General features: G+C 67.4%; 17 protein-coding genes. 14 read left to right on the top strand and 3 right to left on the bottom strand.

What is annotated here, in order from left to right; genetic code table 11:
* Positions 1 to 15: 15 nt before the first annotated feature.
* The 5 genes from prfB to PT85_RS06305 all read left to right on the top strand — a co-directional run bounded on the left by prfB (position 16) and on the right by PT85_RS06305 (position 5,233).
* Positions 16 to 1,111, top strand: a protein-coding gene (prfB, locus tag PT85_RS17995) for a peptide chain release factor 2 (RefSeq protein WP_139181985.1) whose coding sequence is annotated in 2 segments (ribosomal slippage) — positions 16 to 87 and positions 89 to 1,111 — 1,095 coding nt in all. Because the reading frame shifts where the segments join, the coding sequence is not laid out codon by codon here.
* A gap of 134 nt (positions 1,112 to 1,245) precedes the next feature.
* Positions 1,246 to 2,748 carry a lysine--tRNA ligase gene (gene lysS, locus PT85_RS06290; RefSeq protein ID WP_027591365.1) on the top strand — a complete coding sequence of 501 codons (1,503 nt, stop codon included), beginning with the start codon at positions 1,246 to 1,248 and terminating at the stop codon, positions 2,746 to 2,748.
* A gap of 133 nt (positions 2,749 to 2,881) precedes the next feature.
* A complete protein-coding gene (locus PT85_RS06295; protein WP_039606203.1) occupies positions 2,882 to 3,433 on the top strand; it encodes a hypothetical protein in 552 nt (183 codons plus the stop codon).
* Positions 3,434 to 3,439: 6 nt separating this feature from the next.
* Positions 3,440 to 4,729 carry a flavohemoglobin expression-modulating QEGLA motif protein gene (locus PT85_RS06300; protein ID WP_027591367.1) on the top strand — a complete coding sequence of 430 codons (1,290 nt, stop codon included), beginning with the start codon at positions 3,440 to 3,442 and terminating at the stop codon, positions 4,727 to 4,729.
* 177 nt (positions 4,730 to 4,906) lie between these two features.
* Positions 4,907 to 5,233 carry a hypothetical protein gene (locus PT85_RS06305; RefSeq protein ID WP_039560598.1) on the top strand — a complete coding sequence of 109 codons (327 nt, stop codon included), beginning with the start codon at positions 4,907 to 4,909 and terminating at the stop codon, positions 5,231 to 5,233.
* Positions 5,234 to 5,239: 6 nt separating this feature from the next.
* Here PT85_RS06305 and PT85_RS06310 read toward each other — a convergent pair whose 3' ends face one another.
* Complete coding sequence (locus tag PT85_RS06310; RefSeq protein ID WP_027591369.1) at positions 5,240 to 5,578, bottom strand: hypothetical protein; 339 nt, start codon at positions 5,576 to 5,578, stop codon at positions 5,240 to 5,242.
* Positions 5,579 to 5,699: 121 nt separating this feature from the next.
* On the opposite strand from PT85_RS06310, the gene ppc reads away from it, so the two are divergent.
* The 8 genes from ppc (at position 5,700) to PT85_RS06350 (ending at position 13,645) form a co-directional block, all read left to right on the top strand.
* Positions 5,700 to 8,336 (top strand): phosphoenolpyruvate carboxylase, encoded by a 2,637-nt coding sequence (gene ppc / locus PT85_RS06315; RefSeq protein WP_039606204.1) that lies wholly within the window; start codon positions 5,700 to 5,702, stop codon positions 8,334 to 8,336.
* 155 nt (positions 8,337 to 8,491) lie between these two features.
* A complete protein-coding gene (adk, locus tag PT85_RS06320; RefSeq protein ID WP_027589805.1) occupies positions 8,492 to 9,139 on the top strand; it encodes an adenylate kinase in 648 nt (215 codons plus the stop codon).
* 131 nt (positions 9,140 to 9,270) lie between these two features.
* Positions 9,271 to 9,945, top strand: coding sequence for a tRNA (adenosine(37)-N6)-threonylcarbamoyltransferase complex dimerization subunit type 1 TsaB (tsaB, locus tag PT85_RS06325; RefSeq protein ID WP_039606205.1), 675 nt, complete (start codon positions 9,271 to 9,273; stop codon positions 9,943 to 9,945).
* Between the two features lie 214 nt (positions 9,946 to 10,159).
* Positions 10,160 to 10,372 carry a hypothetical protein gene (locus PT85_RS06330; protein WP_027589807.1) on the top strand — a complete coding sequence of 71 codons (213 nt, stop codon included), beginning with the start codon at positions 10,160 to 10,162 and terminating at the stop codon, positions 10,370 to 10,372.
* Between the two features lie 48 nt (positions 10,373 to 10,420).
* Entirely contained in the window at positions 10,421 to 11,281 is an 861-nt protein-coding gene (locus PT85_RS06335) for a DUF72 domain-containing protein (protein WP_039560594.1), read from the top strand.
* A gap of 24 nt (positions 11,282 to 11,305) precedes the next feature.
* A complete protein-coding gene (locus tag PT85_RS06340; protein ID WP_027589809.1) occupies positions 11,306 to 12,139 on the top strand; it encodes an isocitrate lyase/PEP mutase family protein in 834 nt (277 codons plus the stop codon).
* Positions 12,140 to 12,141: 2 nt separating this feature from the next.
* On the top strand, positions 12,142 to 12,828 hold the full coding sequence (locus PT85_RS06345) for an extensin-like domain-containing protein (protein WP_039606206.1): 687 nt from the start codon (positions 12,142 to 12,144) through the stop codon (positions 12,826 to 12,828).
* A gap of 52 nt (positions 12,829 to 12,880) precedes the next feature.
* Positions 12,881 to 13,645: a class I SAM-dependent methyltransferase gene (locus PT85_RS06350; RefSeq protein WP_039606380.1), complete on the top strand. Its 765-nt coding sequence runs from the start codon at positions 12,881 to 12,883 to the stop codon at positions 13,643 to 13,645.
* A gap of 142 nt (positions 13,646 to 13,787) precedes the next feature.
* On the opposite strand, the gene PT85_RS06355 is transcribed toward PT85_RS06350, so the two are convergent.
* A complete protein-coding gene (locus PT85_RS06355; protein ID WP_039560588.1) occupies positions 13,788 to 14,528 on the bottom strand; it encodes an SDR family NAD(P)-dependent oxidoreductase in 741 nt (246 codons plus the stop codon).
* Between the two features lie 99 nt (positions 14,529 to 14,627).
* Positions 14,628 to 15,254 (bottom strand): TetR/AcrR family transcriptional regulator, encoded by a 627-nt coding sequence (locus PT85_RS06360; RefSeq protein WP_039560587.1) that lies wholly within the window; start codon positions 15,252 to 15,254, stop codon positions 14,628 to 14,630.
* 83 nt (positions 15,255 to 15,337) lie between these two features.
* Here PT85_RS06360 and PT85_RS06365 point away from each other — a divergent pair, with 83 nt between their 5' ends.
* Positions 15,338 to 16,441, top strand: coding sequence for an efflux RND transporter periplasmic adaptor subunit (locus tag PT85_RS06365; RefSeq protein ID WP_027589814.1), 1,104 nt, complete (start codon positions 15,338 to 15,340; stop codon positions 16,439 to 16,441).
* The last annotated feature ends 1 nt before the right edge of the window (position 16,442 follow it).

A 16,442-nucleotide genomic window follows, 5' to 3' on the forward strand; every position in this document is an offset into this window, starting at 1 on the left:
CGAGTGCCGCCTGCCATGGAAATCAATCCGATCCTGAACAGCATCAAGGACCTGTCCGAACGGACCCAGACCATTCGGGGGTATCTTTGACTACGATCAGAAAGCTGATCGCCTGGTCGAAGTAAACCGCGAACTCGAAGACCCGAACGTCTGGAGCAATCCTGAATATGCCCAGAATCTGGGCCGCGAGCGCTCCACGCTGGCGCAGATCGTCGAGACCCTGGACGAACTGAGCAGTGGCCTGGCCGACTCCCGCGAACTGCTGGACATGGCCGTCGAGGAAAACGACGAAGGCGCGGTGAATGATGTGGTCGCCGAGCTGGCACGCCTGCGCGAATCCCTGGAAAAGCTGGAATTCCGCCGCATGTTCAGCGGCGAGATGGACGCCAGCAACGCCTTCCTCGATATCGTGGCAGGCTCCGGCGGCACCGAGGCCCAGGACTGGGCCAACATGCTGCTGCGCATGTACCTGCGCTGGGCTGCCAAGCATGGCTTCGATGCGGAAATCGTCGAACTCACCGAGGGCGAAGTCGCCGGCATCAAGAGTGCCACCGTGCACATCCGTGGTGAGTACGCCTTCGGCTGGTTGCGCACTGAGATCGGCGTGCACCGCCTGGTGCGCAAGAGCCCGTTCGACTCCGGCAACCGCCGCCACACCTCGTTCACCGCGGTGTTCGCCTCGCCGGAAATCGACGACAACATCGAGATCGAGATCAACCCGGCGGACCTGCGCATCGACACCTACCGCTCCTCGGGCGCCGGTGGCCAGCACGTGAACACCACCGACTCTGCGGTGCGTATCACCCACCTGCCGACCAACACCGTGGTGAGCTGCCAGAACGAACGCTCACAGCACGCCAACAAGGACCGCGCGTTCAAGATGTTGCGCGCCAAGTTGTACGAGCTGGAAATGCAGAAGCGTCGCGAGGCCTCCCAGGCCCTGGAAGACACCAAGTCGGACATCGGCTGGGGTCACCAGATCCGCTCCTACGTGCTCGACCAGTCGCGCATCAAGGACCTGCGCACCGGCATCGAGGAGAGCAACTGCGACGCGGTGCTCGACGGCGATCTGGACGAGTTCATCGAGGCCAGCCTGAAGCAGGGCCTGTAAGCACATCCCGGGGCATGCGCGTGGCATGCCCCGATTCGAATGCCTGCCTTCGTGCAGACGAAACAACCCGGTGCGCCCCGCGCACCCAGCGATGACGCGGCACCGGCCGCGCCCTGACGGGAAACACAGACACCATGAGCGAACAACCGCTGAACCCGCACGCCCTGCATGAGGAAGAAAACCGCCTGATCGCCCAGCGCAAGGAAAAACTTGCCGCCGAGCGCGCCAAGGGCAATGTCTTCCCCAACGACTTCCGCCGCGACTGCCTGGCTGGCGACATCCTGCAGAACTACGCGGACAAGACCCGGGAAGAGTTGGAAGCGGAGCGCATCCCGGTCAAGGTGGCGGGGCGCATCATGCTCAACCGTGGCGCCTTCATGGTCATCCAGGACACCAGCGCGCGCATCCAGGTGTATGTGGATCGCAAGACCCTGCCGGAAGAGACCCTGGCCGAGATCAAGACCTGGGACCTGGGCGACATCATCGGCGCCGAGGGCACCGTGCAGCGCTCCAACAAGGGCGACCTGTTCGTGCACATGGAGAAGGTACGCCTGCTGACCAAGTCGCTGCGCCCGCTGCCGGACAAGCACCACGGCCTGACCGACACCGAGCAGCGCTATCGTCAGCGCTACGTCGACCTGATCGTCAACGAGGAAACCCGCCAGACCTTCCGCGTGCGTTCCCAGGTCATCGCCCACATCCGCAAGTTCCTCGCCGAGCGCGGCTTCCTCGAAGTGGAAACCCCGATGCTGCAGGTGATCCCGGGCGGCGCGGCGGCCAAGCCGTTCGAGACCCACCACAACGCGCTGGACCTGCCGATGTACCTGCGCATCGCGCCGGAGCTGTACCTCAAGCGCCTGGTGGTCGGGGGCTTCGAGAAGGTCTTCGAAATCAACCGCAACTTCCGCAACGAGGGCGTGTCCACGCGGCACAACCCCGAGTTCACCATGCTCGAGTTCTACCACGCGTACGCGGACTACGAGGACAACATGGACCTCACCGAGGAGCTGTTCCGCGAGCTGGCCCTCGCGGTGCTCGGCAGCACCGACGTGCCCTACGGCGACAAGGTGTTCCATTTCGGCGAGCCGTTCGCACGCCTGTCGGTGTTCGACTCGATCCTCAAGTTCAACCCGGAAATCTCTGCGGACGACCTGCAGGACGTCGAGAAGTGCCGCGCCATCGCCAAGAAGGCGGGCGCCGACGTGAAGGGCTTCGAGGGCCTGGGCAAGCTGCAGACGATGATTTTCGAGGAGCTGGTGGAGCACAAGCTGGAGCAGCCTACCTTCATCACCCGCTACCCGTTCGAAGTCTCGCCGCTGGCGCGTCGCTCCGACGACGATCCCAGCGTCACCGACCGCTTCGAGCTGTTCATCGGCGGCCGCGAGATCGCCAACGCCTACTCGGAGCTCAACGACGCCGAAGACCAGGCCGACCGCTTCATGCAGCAGGTCAAGGACAAGGACGCCGGCGACGACGAGGCCATGCACTTCGATGCCGACTTCGTGCGCGCCCTGGAATACGGCATGCCGCCGACCGCCGGTGAGGGCATCGGCATCGACCGCCTGGTGATGCTGCTGACCAACTCGCCGTCGATCCGCGATGTGATCCTGTTCCCGCACATGCGCCCGCAGAACTGATCGCTCCTACGAGAAACCGCCTTCGGGCGGTTTTTTGTGGGCGTTTGACGGCTGAGCCCGGTGGGCGGAAGATCGCTGCCGCAAGACCACCGACTACGCTTGGTTCACGTCGTTTCGACAAGGAGAGAAGAGCATGCGCATCTGGCGCGCGCTGGTGATGGCGTCGCTGCTGCTGTTGGGCGGCTGCCTGGTGACCTTCCGTGAACCGCTGCCGGCCAGCGAGGCGGCGCCCATTCCGCTGCTTGGCGTCTGGCAGGGCGAGGATGAATGGGGTGATGAGCTGTTCCTGCGCATCAGCCGGGTGGGTAACCACCAGTACCGGGCGGTGCGCACCGAGGGTGATCCGGACAACCTCGACAGCGCCGAAGAATATGGCTTCACCGTTGCCCGCCACGGTCGGCGCTGGTACCTGTCGGCCGGCCTGCCGCGCAAACTGGGCGGAAATTTCGCCATCCTCGGCTTCGAACTGACCCGCAGCGGTGAGCTGGTGCTGTTCAACCTGGACGTGGCGCGCCTGTTGCGGGAAGTCGAGGCCGGGCGGCTGGCCGGCGAAGCGGTGGAAACTGCCGAGGGCGAGGGCGTGCTGATCCGCTCGGCGCTAGCCGAGGTCTTCGGTTACCTGGACGATCCGGCCAACGCCGACGTTTTCGTTGAAGTGGCGCGCCTGCAACGCGTCGAGCAGTGAGGAAGTATGCCGCTGGACCCTTATCAGCAGACGGTGCGTGACCTCTCCGATCGCCTGGTCGAGGCGCAGGCGCCGATCCGTATCCTGGATGCGGTGAAGTGGGACGATTCGGTCCGCCGGGCGTTCCTCGCCTCGGGAGGCCAGCGGCTACCCGAGGTGGACCGCAGCTACTACCACACCCGGCCGCTGGCCTTCGATGCCGAGGCCAAGAAGCGCGAGTTCCAGGAAATCGAGCGGGACATCACCCGTCAGCTCGGCCAGTTCAGCCCGGTCGGGCAGATCATGCGGCGCATGTGCCGCGAGTACCGCATGGTCATTCGCATGTTGGAGGCGCGCGGCACCAGCGATTTCGGGCTGATCTCCCAGGAGCTGTACGGCGCGGCCTCGGACGCCTTCCACGCCGGTGATCCGACGCTGGCCGACCTGGGGCTGATGCTCTCCGACTACCTGAACAACATCGCCAGCCGGGGCGACCTGGCCGATGAGCCCAAGACCCTCAACGCCGCCCAGGCAGTGGAAATCCTCCAGTGGCGCCTGGACCGGGTGTTCGGCGAAGGCGAGGGGGAGGGCGTGGTGCGGGTCTTCGAGTCCGACGGCATCGTCGCTGACGCGGCGGCCGGCGCCGACTACATCAAGATCCGCAGCGACGCGATGTTCAACGAGCGCGACCTGCAGGCTCTGGAAGTGCATGAGGGCCTGGTGCACGTGGGCACCACGCTGAACGGTCTCAATCAGCCGATCTGCACCTTCCTGGCCAAGGGCCCGCCAACCTCCACAGTGACCCAGGAGGGCCTGGCGATTCTTATGGAAGTGATCGCCTTCGCCTCGTACCCGTCGCGCCTGCGCAAGCTGACCAACCGCACCCGGGCCATTCACATGGCCGAGGAGGGCGCCGATTTCATCGACGTCTACCGCTTCTTCCTGGCCCAGGGTTACGGCGAGGACGACAGCTACGGCAACGCCAGCCGCGTGTTCCGCGGCTCGGCGCCGGACGGCCTGCCGTTCACCAAGGACCTGTCCTACCTGAAGGGTTTCATCCTCATCTACAACTACATCCAGCTGGCGGTGCGCCAGGGCAAGCTGGAGCAGATCCCGCTGCTGTTCTGCGGCAAGGCCACCCTGGAAGACATGCGCACCCTGCGCCAGCTGGTGGAGGAGGGGTTGGTGGCGCCGCCCAAGTACCTGCCGGCGCAGTTCCGGGATCTGAACGCGTTGTCGGCCTGGATGTGCTTCTCCAACTTCCTCAACCACCTGAGCCTGGACCGGGTCGAGGCGGATTACGCGAATATCCTCTAGGGTGGGCGCGCCGGAAAAGCTCGCGGACAAGTCCGCTCCCACAGAAACACTGCGGACCTGTGGGCGGATGTGTCCGCGGGCTTCCAGGTGTGGCCTCGCGAGCCTCGCCATCAGGCTTCCCGCTCCGCCCCCGTGCCTATAAGCTTGCCTCCCTTTTCGCTGAATCCGGATACGAGCATGGCCGAGCGCAATCTCATCCCCTACATCCTCACTGCCGTGGGTTCCGTGGTGGGTACCGTCGCGGTACTCAGCTACTACGGCTACGTGCATTTCGCCAAGCCGCAGGACGCGCTGCTGCTGGCGGAGTTCACCATGCTCAAGACCGTGCCCGGGGAGGATTACCGGCTGTCCCTGAAGCCGGCGGACCAGGTTGCCCAGTGCATTGATGGCGTGCTGGTGCTGTTCGACACCAAGCAGAAAGGCCTCACTGGCGTGCTGGTCGATGACCGCAAGCAGGCGGTGCGCTGCATGGGTCAGGAAACCCCGCAGGTCATCACCGAGTAAGCGGGATCAGTGGGGCTTCTGCCCCTCGCTGAGGCGCTGCAGGTACTGCCGGGACAGCGCCAGGAAGCGTGGGGTGGGACCGATGTCCTCGTAGAGCGGATCGCCCTGTTCGTCCACCGCCACCACCTTGCTGCCCTTGACGTAGGGCAGACTGGCTTCCAGTTCCTCCAGGGCGGCTGACACCAGCTCGCCCAGCAGCACCTCCACGTTGCGCTTGGGGTACATCTCGGCCAGCGCGTTGAGGCGCGCGGCCGACTCCAGGTCCAGGTGCAGGCAATAGGTTTCCTGGGTCAACTGGCCCCTGGCGTTCTGTTCCCAGTGCCCGATCAGTTCGCGAATCTTCATGGCGTGTCCCCCACGCATCCGTTGTCTATTGCAAGGCTAGTTCAGCCCGTGGTCGGCGCGGCGGCTTGTAATTGTCTGTCGCACTGTTCAGGCTGGATGCATCGCGCCTGGAGGAGCAGCCATGACGGAGATCGACGCACGCCTGCGAGAAGAGGTTCACCTGCTGGGTGAACTGCTTGGCGAGACCATTCGTGCCCAGCTGGGCGACGCCTTCCTGGACAAGATCGAACGCATTCGCACCGGTGCCAAGGGCGGGCGGCGCGGTTCCCAGGCCGCCGCCGATCAGTTGGGCGAGACCCTGGACGGCCTGCGCGAGGATGAGTTGCTGCCGGTGGCGCGGGCCTTCAACCAGTTCCTCAACCTGGCCAATATGGCCGAACAGCACCACCAGGTGCGCCGCCAGGCACCGGGCGAGCCGGAGCCGTTCGAAAACCGTGTGCTGGACGAGCTGCTGCCGCGCCTGCTGGCCGGCGGCGCCGATCCCGCGGAGCTGGCGAGCCGGCTGGCAGGTCTGGATATCGAGCTGGTGCTCACCGCGCATCCCACCGAAGTGGCGCGCCGCAGCCTGATTCAGAAATACGATGCCATCGCCGCCGAGCTGGCTGCGAGCGATCACGACGACCTCACCGAGCGCGAGCGGGCCGCCAGCCGGCTGCGCCTGCGCCGCCTGATCGCCGAGGCCTGGCACACCGAGGAAATCCGCCGCCAGCGGCCCACGCCGCTGGACGAGGCCAAGTGGGGCTTCGCGGTTATCGAGCATTCCCTGTGGCGCGCGGTGCCGGACATGCTGCGCGATCTCGACGACGCGCTCCTGACCCACTGCGGCCAGCGCCTGCCGTTGGAGGCGGTGCCGGTGCGCTTCGCTTCCTGGATGGGTGGCGACCGCGACGGCAATCCGAACGTCACCGCCGAGGTCAGCCGCCAGGTGCTGCTGCTGGCGCGCTGGATGGCGGCCGACCTGCACCTGCGCGACATCGACCGGCTGCAGGTCGAATTGTCCATGCAGGATGCCAGCGCCGAGTTGCGAGACGCCGTAGGTGACCACGCAGAGCCCTACCGGGTACTGCTCAAGCCGTTGCGCGAGCGCCTGCGTATTACCCGTGACTGGGCCGAGGCCTGCCTGCGCCGACCGGTGCCGGAGCCCGAGGGCGTTTTGCGCGACCAGCACGAGCTGTATGCGCCGCTGGCGCTCTGTTACCGCTCGCTGTGCGCGTGCGGCATGGCGGTGATCGCCGATGGCCGCCTGCTCGACTGCCTGCGCCGGGCGGCGGTGTTCGGTCTGCACCTGGTGCGCCTGGACATCCGCCAGGAAGCCGGCCGTCACGCGGCCGCGCTGGACGAGATCACCCGCTTCCTCGGCCTGGGCCATTACTCGGAGTGGGACGAGGCGCAGCGTCTCGACTTCCTGGTGCGCGAGCTGGACAACCCGCGTCCGCTGCTGCCGGTCGACCAGCCGCTGGCACCGGAGAACGCCGAGGTGCTCGCTACCTGCCGGCTGATCGCCGCGACGCCGGCAGCGGCCCTCGGCTCCTACGTCATCTCCATGGCCGGCGCAGCCTCGGATGTGCTGGCCGTGCAGCTGCTGCTCAAGGAGGCCGGCCTGCGTCGGCCGATGCGCGTGGTGCCGCTGTTCGAAACCCTTGCCGACCTGCGCGGCGCGCGGGAGGTCATGGCGCGCCTGCTGGCCCTGCCGAGCTATCGCGCCCGGCTGGCCGGCCCGCAGGAGGTGATGGTCGGCTACTCGGATTCGGCCAAGGACGCCGGCACCCTGGCCGCCGCCTGGGCGCAGTACCGGGCCCAGGAAGAACTGGTGACGCTGTGCCGGGAGCAGGGCGTCGAGCTGCTGCTGTTCCACGGGCGCGGCGGCACGGTGGGGCGCGGCGGCGGACCGGCCCACGCCGCCATTCTGTCCCAGCCCCCGGGCTCAGTGGCCGGGCGGTTCCGCACCACCGAACAGGGCGAGATGATCCGCTTCAAGTTCGGGTTGCCGCAGATCGCCGTGCAGAACCTCAAGCTGTACCTGGCCGCCGTGCTGGAAGCGACCGTGGCGCCGCCGCCCGAGCCGGAGCCGGAATGGCGCGAGGAGATGGAGCGCCTGTCCGCCGATGCGCTGGCCGCATACCGGGGCGTGGTGCGCGAACATCCCGGCTTCCTGGAGTATTTTCGCCAGGCCACGCCCGAACAGGAGCTGGCGCGCCTGCCGCTGGGCAGCCGGCCCGCACGGCGGCGCGAGGGCGGCATCGAGAGTTTGCGGGCCATTCCCTGGATCTTCGCCTGGACCCAGACCCGGCTGATGCTGCCGGCCTGGCTGGGTTGGGAGACGGCGCTGCGCAACGCGTTGCAGCGCGGGGAAGGTGCCCTGTTGCAGGACATGCGCGCGCACTGGCCGTTCTTCCGTGCCCGGCTGGACATGCTGGAGATGGTGCTGGCCAAGGCCGATGACGAGATCGCGCGCCTTTACGACGAGCGTCTGGTGCGCGATGAGCTGCGACCCCTGGGCCAGGAATTGCGCGACCTATTGTCGCAGGCTGAGCAGGTAGTACTCGATCTGACTGGTCAGTCACGGGTGTTCGAGCACAACCCGCAGACCCTCGAGTTCATCAGTGTGCGCAACACCTATCTGGATCCGCTGCATCTGCTGCAGGCCGAGCTTCTGGCCCGTTCCCGCCAGTCCGGCACGGAGGTTCACCCGCCGGTCGAGCAGGCGCTGCTGGTCAGTGTGGCGGGTATCGCCGCCGGACTGCGCAACACGGGATAGGGAAGAGGCCACGCCGGGTAGGCGCTTGTACGCGAGATAGGCGCTGTGTATCTTGAACGGCCTTTTTCGGTCGCGCCACTGCCCAGCCCCTTATAACGGGTTGGCCCTCTGACGGGCTATTAGACTTCCTGATTACCTAAAGGAGCATAACAACGATGCGTGTGATTCTGCTGGGTGCGCCCGGTGCTGGTAAAGGCACCCAGGCCCGCTTCATCACCGAAAAGTTCGGTATCCCGCAAATCTCCACCGGCGACATGCTGCGTGCCGCCGTCAAGGCCGGTACCCCGCTGGGCCTGAAGGTCAAGGACGTGATGGCCAGCGGCGGCCTGGTTTCCGATGACATCATCATCGACCTGATCAAGGAGCGCATCACCCAGCCGGATTGCGCCAATGGCTTCCTGTTCGACGGTTTCCCGCGCACCATTCCGCAGGCCGAGGCCCTCAAGGCTGCCGGCGTAACCATCGACCACGTGCTGGAAATCGCCGTGGAAGACGAGGAAATCGTCAAGCGCATGGCGGGCCGCCGTTTCCACCAGGCCTCCGGCCGCACCTATCACGTTGAGTACAACCCGCCGAAGGTGGCTGGCAAGGACGACGTGACTGGTGAAGAACTGATCCAGCGCGAAGACGACAAGGAAGAGACCGTGCGTCATCGCCTGTCTGTCTACCATTCGCAGACCAAGCCGCTGGTGGACTTCTACCAGAAGCTGTCCGCTGCCGAAGGCACGCCCAAGTACAGCCTGGTTCCCGGTGTCGGCTCGGTGGATGAGATCACCGCCAAGGTGTTCGCCGCCCTGAGCTGATCGGCTCTCCGGCATTTCGACAACGGCCCGCTTGCGGGCCGTTGTCGTTTCCGGCGTTCGGCGATTCCGGCACACGATCGCCAGCGGACGGGCTTATAATGCCGGCCCTTTATTTCCCACCGGACGATGTGATGACCACCCTGCTGGCCCTGGATACCGCCACCGAAGCCTGCTCCGTTGCCCTGCTGCACGAGGGCCGCCTGCTCAGTCGCTACGACGTGATCCCGCGCCTGCATGCCCAGCGTCTGCTGCCGATGGTGCAGGAGCTGCTCGGCGAGGCTGGCATCGCGCTGTCCGCGGTGGACGCCATCGCCTTCGGGCGCGGCCCGGGCGCGTTCACTGGGGTGCGCATCGCCATCGGCGTGGTGCAGGGCCTGGCCTTCGCGCTGCAGCGTCCGGTGCTGCCGGTCTCCAACCTGGCGGTGCTGGCCCAGCGCGCCCATCGCGAACGTGGCGTCGAACAGGTGGCAGCGGCCATCGACGCGCGCATGGGCGAGGTGTACTGGGGTTGCTACTGCCTGGAGGCGGGCGAGATGCGCCTGGCCGGTGTCGAGGCCGTGCTACCGCCCGAACAGGTGGCCCTGCCGCGTGGCGCCGCCGGCGAGTGGTTCGGCGCCGGCACCGGCTGGGCCTTTGCCGATCGCCTGGCCGTGCGGCCGTCGTTGGGTATGGATGCCAGCCTGCTGCCGCATGCCGAGGATCTACTACGCCTGGCCGAGTTCGCCTGGGCGCGCGGCGAGGCCGTGGCGGCCGACGCGGCGCAGCCCGTCTACCTGCGTGACCAGGTCGCCACGCCAAAAGCCTAGGAATGCACGAATCGGTGAACCTGCACCGGCGACGCCGGTCTCAGCCGTCAGGATGCGCGGCGGGTCACGGGCTGCGCGTTGCATCGAGGTGGGGCGCTGCATAGAGTGGCGACACCTGTGAGGTTCAGCCATGCGCATCGACGGATTTCGACCCCTCTCCCAACACTCGCGTGCCCGGCGCCCCGGCCGTACGCATGCCGCCGACGCAGACGACATGGATCGCCTGCCCGCGCTGATCGAGGCGACGGCGCTGGTGCCCAGCGAAGCCGAGTTCGAGCGCATGGCCCGCACGCCGAACGCCCTGCGTACCCTGTCGCCGCTCGCTGCGCCCGGCGCCCAGGTGCTGGAGGCGTTGTCCAGCTACAGCCGCATTGCCGCTCTGCTCGACGAGCCGCCCGCACGGCACTACATCGATCTTTACGCCTGACCCGCCGCGTCGCCTACAATCGGCCCCGAATCCGTCCGGGGACTCCCCATGCTGCCCTACTACCTAGGCTGCCCGTCGTGGAACGAGGCGGGCTGGCGCGGCTCGCTGTATGCGCCGTCGACGCGGCCGGCCGAGTTTCTTGGCGACTACTGCCGTGTGTTCAACGCCGTCGAAGGCAACACCACCTTCTATGCCTGGCCATCCGCCGACACCGTGCGCCGCTGGAGCGAGCGCATGCCGGCGGGCTTCCGCTTCTGTGCCAAGCTGCCGCGCGACATCAGCCACGAGGGCGACCTGCGGGAGCGCCTGGGCGCCACCCGCGAGTTCCTGAACCTGTTGGAGCCGCTCGGCGAGCGGCTCAGTCCGTTGTGGCTGCAACTGTCCGCCGCCTTCGGCCCGCAGCGTTTGCCGGAGCTGGGCGACTGGCTGGACGCCCTGCAGGGGCGTCCGCTGGCGGTGGAGGTGCGGCATCGCGCCTTCTTTGCCAAGGGGGAGGAGGAGCGCCAGCTCAATAGGCTGCTGCACGAACGTGGCGTGGAGCGCATCTGCCTGGATTCCCGGGCGCTGTTCGCCTGCGCCTCGTCCGATCCCGCCGTACTGCATGCCCAGGCCAAGAAACCGCGCGTGCCGGTACGTCCGGCGGCGTTCACCACCCATCCGCAGGTCCGCTTCATTGGCGGTCCGGACCTGGATGCCAACCAGCCCTATCTGGAGCCCTGGCTCGACAAGGTAGCGGGCTGGATCGAGGAGGGTCGCCAGCCCTATGTCTTCCTGCATACCCCGGACAACCTGCTGGCCCCGCAGCAGGCGCGGCGTTTCCATGCCGGGTTGTGCCAGCGGCTGCCCGGCCTGCCGGAATTGCCGACGATTGCCGACGAACCGGCGGAGGAGCAGCTGGGTCTGTTCTAGTGCTCACTAGACCGGGGGAAAGCCATGGCGATGACGCAAGCGCAACGGGCAGAGCTGTTTCGCGACCTGCACTTCGGCACGCACCTGCTGGTGCTACCCAATCCCTGGGATGCCGGTTCGGCGCGCCTGCTGGCGGGTCTGGGCTTCGAGGCGCTGGCTACCACCAGTGCCGGGTTGGCGTTTTCCCTGGGGCATCGGGACGGTGTGGGCGAGGTCAGCCGCGAGCAGGCCCTGGCGAATGCCGCTGCCATCGTCCAGGCCAGCGGCCTGCCGGTAACCGCCGACCTGGAAAGCGGCTACGGCCCGACCCCCGAGGATTGCCGGCGCTCCATCGAGGAGGCCGCGCGGGTCGGGTTGGTGGGCGCGTCCATCGAGGATGCCAGCGGTGATCCGCTGGCACCGATCCTGCCGCTGGAACAGTCGGTCGAGCGCGTGCGCGCCGCCGCCGAGGCGGCCCGCGGCCTGGGCTTTCCCTTCATGCTCTGCGCCCGTACGGAAAACTTCATGCATGGTCGCGCCGACCTGGACGACACCCTGCGGCGCCTGAAAGCCTACGCCGAGGCCGGCGCTGACGTGCTGTACGCACCGGGCGTGACCCAGCGCGACCAGATCCTGGCTCTGGTGCGTGCCGTGGCGCCCAAGCCGGTCAACGTGCTGGTGGGTATTCCCGGCATCCAGATGTCGCTGGAAGGCCTGTTCGAGCTGGGCGTGCGGCGGGTCAGCCTCGGTTCCAGCCTGGCGCGGGTAGCCTATGGCGCCTTCTACCAGGCGGCCAGTGAACTGGCCCGCCGTGGCAGTGTGCAGGCGGTGCGCCAGGCCATGTCCTTCGAGCGTCTGAACGACCTGTTCCGGAGCTGAGGGTGCGCTGGCTGCTGCTGGCGGTGTTGGTCGCGGTGCTGGGGCTGGCGCTGGGCGTGCAGCGAGGCTGGCTGGAGTTGCCGCCGCGCTGGGATCCCCGCACCCCGCTGGAGGTGCGCGCGCCGCCCGACTGGCTGAGCGGCTGGCGGCTCTGGCGGTTGCGCCGTGATCCGGCGCTGTGCGCGCAGGTGCTGGCCAGCTCGCAGCTGGACTACGTCAGTCAGCCGGACAGCCGGCTGGACAGCGACTGCCCGCTGCGCAACGTCGTGCGGGTGCGCGCCGGCCATGCCGCTTTCAGCGCCAGCTTCCTGGCCACCTGTCCGTTGGCGGTGTCCTATGCGCTGTTCGAACACCACGACCTGCAGCCGCTGGCCCGGGAGATCCTTGGCCAGTCGGTGGTGCGCGTCGAGCACTTTGGCAGCTTCGCCTGCCGCAGGATCGGCGGGAGCCAGCGGTGGAGCCGGCACGCCAGCGCCGATGCGCTTGACGTCGGGGCCTTCCGCCTGGCGGATGGCCGCAGCGTCAATGTGGCGGGGCACTGGCGGAGCGAGGGGACCGAGGCGCGCTTCCTGCGCGCGGTGCGGGATGCGGCCTGCCAGCATTTCCAGGCGGTGCTGGGACCGGAGTACGACACCGCGCACCAGGATCATTTCCATCTGGAGGTTGGCGGGTTCGGCGTGTGCCGCTGAGCCCCCGAGCTCTGGCACAATGCCCGGCCCTTTTTCCTGCTTCGCCAATGCCATGTCCGAATCCCTGTTGTGTGTCCAGGCTCTTGAACCCCGCTTCGACCAGGCGGCCCGCCAGTGGGCGGCGCGGCTGAACCTGCCGATGAACCAGGAGGCCTTGTTCGCCCTGCAGTTGGGCGAGGCGGGACTGCAGCTGGCCGAACTCGGCCCCGGCGCGCCGGGGCCGGTGCGCGTGGATTTCGTCGAAGGCGCGGCGGCGCACCGGCGGCTGTACGGCGGCGGTAGCGGGCAGATGATCGCCAAGGCGGTCGGCGTGCAGGCCGGCATCCGCCCGCGCATCCTGGACGCCACCGCCGGACTGGGGCGCGACGCGTTCGTGCTGGCCACGCTGGGTTGCGAGGTGCAACTGATCGAGCGTCAGCCGGTGATCGCCGCGCTGCTGGAGGACGGCCTGGCGCGCGCCGCGCGGGCGCCGGATGTTGCCGACATCACCGCGCGCATGCGCCTGCTGACCGGCAACGCCATCGAGCTGATGCGCCAGTGGGCGGGCGAGCGGCCCCAGGTCATCTACCTGGACCCGATGTTTCCCCACCGCGACAAGAGCGCGCTGGTGAAGAAGGAGATGCGCCTGTTCCGCCCGCTGGTCGGCGACGATCTGGACGCGCCGGCGCTGCTGGAAGCCGCCCTGGCGCTGGCTAGCCATCGCGTGGTGGTCAAGCGCCCGCGCAAGGCGCCGATCATCGACGGGCCGAAGCCGGGCTACAGCCTGGAAGGCAAGTCCAGCCGCTACGACATCTATGCGCTGAAGAAGCTGGGGTAGGGGGCGGCGGACCTTGGGTAGGGCGGTCTACGTTGTATTTGGCCGCCGGGCGCGCGCACGGTGGACAAGGAAAAACGTTGTCCACCCTACGATTCTGGCCACCGAGGTTGGGGAGCCAGCCGCCCAACAGAATGGTCGGGGCTTAGCGTGCCGTGTACCCGCCGTCCACCACGAACTCGGCGCCGGTGATGAAAGAGGCTTCGTCCGAGGCCAGGAACACCATCACCCCGGTCAGTTCCTCCGGCGCGGCGATGCGGCCCATGGGCGTGGCCTCGGCGAGCATCTGCCGGTCGGTCTCGCCGAGGATCGGGGTGTCGACGAAGCCCGGATGCACCGAATTGACCCGCACGCCTTCCTTGGCCCAGGCCAGCGCGGTGCTCTTGGTGAGCAGACGCACCGCACCCTTGGCGGCGTGGTAGGCCGGCGAGGAGCCGAAGCCGCCGACAATGCCGAACATGGAGCTGACGTTGATCACGGCGCCGTTGCCGCTGGTCTTGAGCGCCGCGGAGGCGGCCTTGTGGCCAAGGAACACCGAGGTCTGGGTAATGGCGATGACGCGTTCGTAGGTGGCCAGGTCGGTGTCCTCGATCAGCCCTGAATCGCCGATGCCGGCGTTGTTGACCAGCACATCCAGCCGGCCGAATTCGGCCACCGTTTCGGCCACCACCCGTTGCCAGTCGTCTTCGCTGGAGACGTCCAGGTGCTTGTAGACCGCCACGCCACCCTTGGCGGTGATCGCATCGGCGGCCTGCCGGCCCAGCTCTTCCTGTACATCGGCAATCACCACCCGCGCGCCCTCGACGGCGAAACGCTCAGCCGTGGCGCGGCCGATGCCGCTCGCTGCGCCGGTGATCAGGGCGACCTTGTTGTCCAGACGTGCCATGGGAAGACTCCAGGGCTGATAGTTGGAGCAGGCTAGCCGCTCCCCGGTGACGCGACATCGATCCAGCTCAATGGAACGCGTGATAAAACCGCCTGCCGGCTAGAGCCGATGGGCACGCACGAACAGTCCGACCACTTCCTGCACATGCCGCTCGGCCTCCTCGGCAGACTGCGCCTGGGCCAGGCCGATCAGCAAGCGGAAGTTGTGCCCGCCCTTGAGCAGGGCGCAGAAGTGCTCGGCGGCGGCGCGCGGCTGGGCAATGCGCAGTTGGCCGCGGTGGTCGGCTTGGCGCAGGAACCGCTCCAGCTCGCCTAGGATTCGTCCAGGCCCGGCGTCATAGAACAGCTGCACCAGGGGCGGATTGGCATGTGCCAGGCCGAACATCAGGCGGTGCATGGCCAGGGATTCCGGGCTGTTGATCAGCGCCAGGAACGCACGTGCGATGTTCAGCAGCTGATCGTCGATGGGGCCTTGTGCGTCCCGGTGGTTGAACAGCTGCGGCAGCTGCTCTTCGCACTTGGCCTTCACCGCTTCGAGGAACAGGGTGTCCTTGTCACTGAAGTGGCTGTACACGGTGAGCTTGGAGACTCCGGCTTCGCGGGCGATGGCCTCCATGCTGCTGCCTTCGTAACCGTGACTGAGGAACTGCGCCTTGGCGGCCTCGAGAATAGCCTGGCGCTTGGCGGGGTCTTTGGGGCGCCCTGGCCCGGGGGTCGTTGAGGTCATGCGGAAGTTACTGGACTGGGAAGTTCAGTATTTCTACTATGCGCGGCACAACAAATCCAACGCCATGCGTGAAAGGATCCACCATGCTCCGTCATGTCCTGTCCCTCGCCCTGCCTTTTTCCCTGATAGCGCTGCTCGGTGCCTGCGGCAACGGCCAGGAGGTCGAAACGCCGCCGCGTCCGGCCATGGTGGTACAGCCGCAGCCGGCCGCCGCGCTGCTGGAAACCTTTCCCGGCGAGGTGCGCGCGCGCTTCGAGCCCGAGCTGGCCTTCCGCATCGGCGGCAAGGTGGCCAAGCGTCTGGTGGAAGTCGGCGAGCGCGTGAAGAAGGACCAGCCGTTGGCCGAGCTCGATCCCCAGGACGTGCGCCTGCAACTGGAAGCGGTGCGCGCGCAAATGGCCGCCGCCGAGGCCAACCTGAACCTGGCGCGCGCCGAGCGCGACCGCTACCAGACCCTGCTGGAGCGCCAACTGGTCAGCCGTTCGCACTTCGACAGCGCGGACAACACCTATCGTTCCGCCGAAGCCCAGTTCCAGCAGGTCCGCGCCCAGTACGACGTGGCGCGCAACCAGGCCACCTACGCCGTGCTGCGTGCCCCGCAGGATGGCGTGATCGCCAGCCGCCGCATCGAAGTGGGGCAGGTGGTGGCCGCCGGGCAGACGGTGTTCACCCTGGCCGCCGATGGCGAACGCGAGGTGGCCATCAGCTTGCCGGAACAGGCGCTGGAGCGTTTCCGCATCGGCCAGGAGGTCGCGGTGGAGCTCTGGTCGCAACCGGGTCGCCGCTTCACCGGCCAGATTCGCGAACTGGCCCCGGCCGCCGATCCCCAGTCGCGCACCTTCGCCGCGCGGGTGGCTTTCCAGGAGAACGGCGTGCCGGCCGAGCTCGGGCAGAGCGCCCGCGTGCTGATCAGCCATGCCGATAGCGTGCCCCTGGCGGTGCCGCTCTCGGCGCTGTCCGCCGAAGGTGGCGAGCCCTTCGTGTGGGTGGTCGACCCGGCCACACAGACCTTGCAGCGCCGACTGGTCCGCGTCGGGCCCTACGGCGAATCCCAGGTGCCGGTGCTCGAAGGGCTCAGTGCCGACGAATGGGTGGTGGCTGCCGGCGTGCAGGTGCTGCGTGAAGGCCAGAAGGTGCGCCCGGTCAATCGCGACAACCGACCGGTCCAGCTGACGCGCGCGGAGTAGG

It is taken from the genome of Pseudomonas flexibilis, from assembly GCF_000806415.1.
In the GTDB taxonomy this organism is placed as follows: domain Bacteria; phylum Pseudomonadota; class Gammaproteobacteria; order Pseudomonadales; family Pseudomonadaceae; genus Serpens; species Serpens flexibilis.

Excerpts from the sequence above, each read along its gene's own strand:
- lysS (WP_027591365.1), top strand. The coding sequence starts at position 1,246 with ATGAGCGAACAACCGCTGAACCCGCACGCCCTGCATGAGGAAGAAAAC.
- PT85_RS06295 (WP_039606203.1), top strand. The coding sequence starts at position 2,882 with ATGCGCATCTGGCGCGCGCTGGTGATGGCGTCGCTGCTGCTGTTGGGC.
- PT85_RS06300 (WP_027591367.1), top strand. The coding sequence starts at position 3,440 with ATGCCGCTGGACCCTTATCAGCAGACGGTGCGTGACCTCTCCGATCGC.
- PT85_RS06305 (WP_039560598.1), top strand. The coding sequence starts at position 4,907 with ATGGCCGAGCGCAATCTCATCCCCTACATCCTCACTGCCGTGGGTTCC.
- PT85_RS06310 (WP_027591369.1), bottom strand. The coding sequence starts at position 5,578 with ATGAAGATTCGCGAACTGATCGGGCACTGGGAACAGAACGCCAGGGGC.
- ppc (WP_039606204.1), top strand. The coding sequence starts at position 5,700 with ATGACGGAGATCGACGCACGCCTGCGAGAAGAGGTTCACCTGCTGGGT.
- adk (WP_027589805.1), top strand. The coding sequence starts at position 8,492 with ATGCGTGTGATTCTGCTGGGTGCGCCCGGTGCTGGTAAAGGCACCCAG.
- tsaB (WP_039606205.1), top strand. The coding sequence starts at position 9,271 with ATGACCACCCTGCTGGCCCTGGATACCGCCACCGAAGCCTGCTCCGTT.
- PT85_RS06330 (WP_027589807.1), top strand. The coding sequence starts at position 10,160 with ATGGATCGCCTGCCCGCGCTGATCGAGGCGACGGCGCTGGTGCCCAGC.
- PT85_RS06335 (WP_039560594.1), top strand. The coding sequence starts at position 10,421 with ATGCTGCCCTACTACCTAGGCTGCCCGTCGTGGAACGAGGCGGGCTGG.
- PT85_RS06340 (WP_027589809.1), top strand. The coding sequence starts at position 11,306 with ATGGCGATGACGCAAGCGCAACGGGCAGAGCTGTTTCGCGACCTGCAC.
- PT85_RS06350 (WP_039606380.1), top strand. The coding sequence starts at position 12,881 with ATGTCCGAATCCCTGTTGTGTGTCCAGGCTCTTGAACCCCGCTTCGAC.
- PT85_RS06355 (WP_039560588.1), bottom strand. The coding sequence starts at position 14,528 with ATGGCACGTCTGGACAACAAGGTCGCCCTGATCACCGGCGCAGCGAGC.
- PT85_RS06360 (WP_039560587.1), bottom strand. The coding sequence starts at position 15,254 with ATGACCTCAACGACCCCCGGGCCAGGGCGCCCCAAAGACCCCGCCAAG.
- PT85_RS06365 (WP_027589814.1), top strand. The coding sequence starts at position 15,338 with ATGCTCCGTCATGTCCTGTCCCTCGCCCTGCCTTTTTCCCTGATAGCG.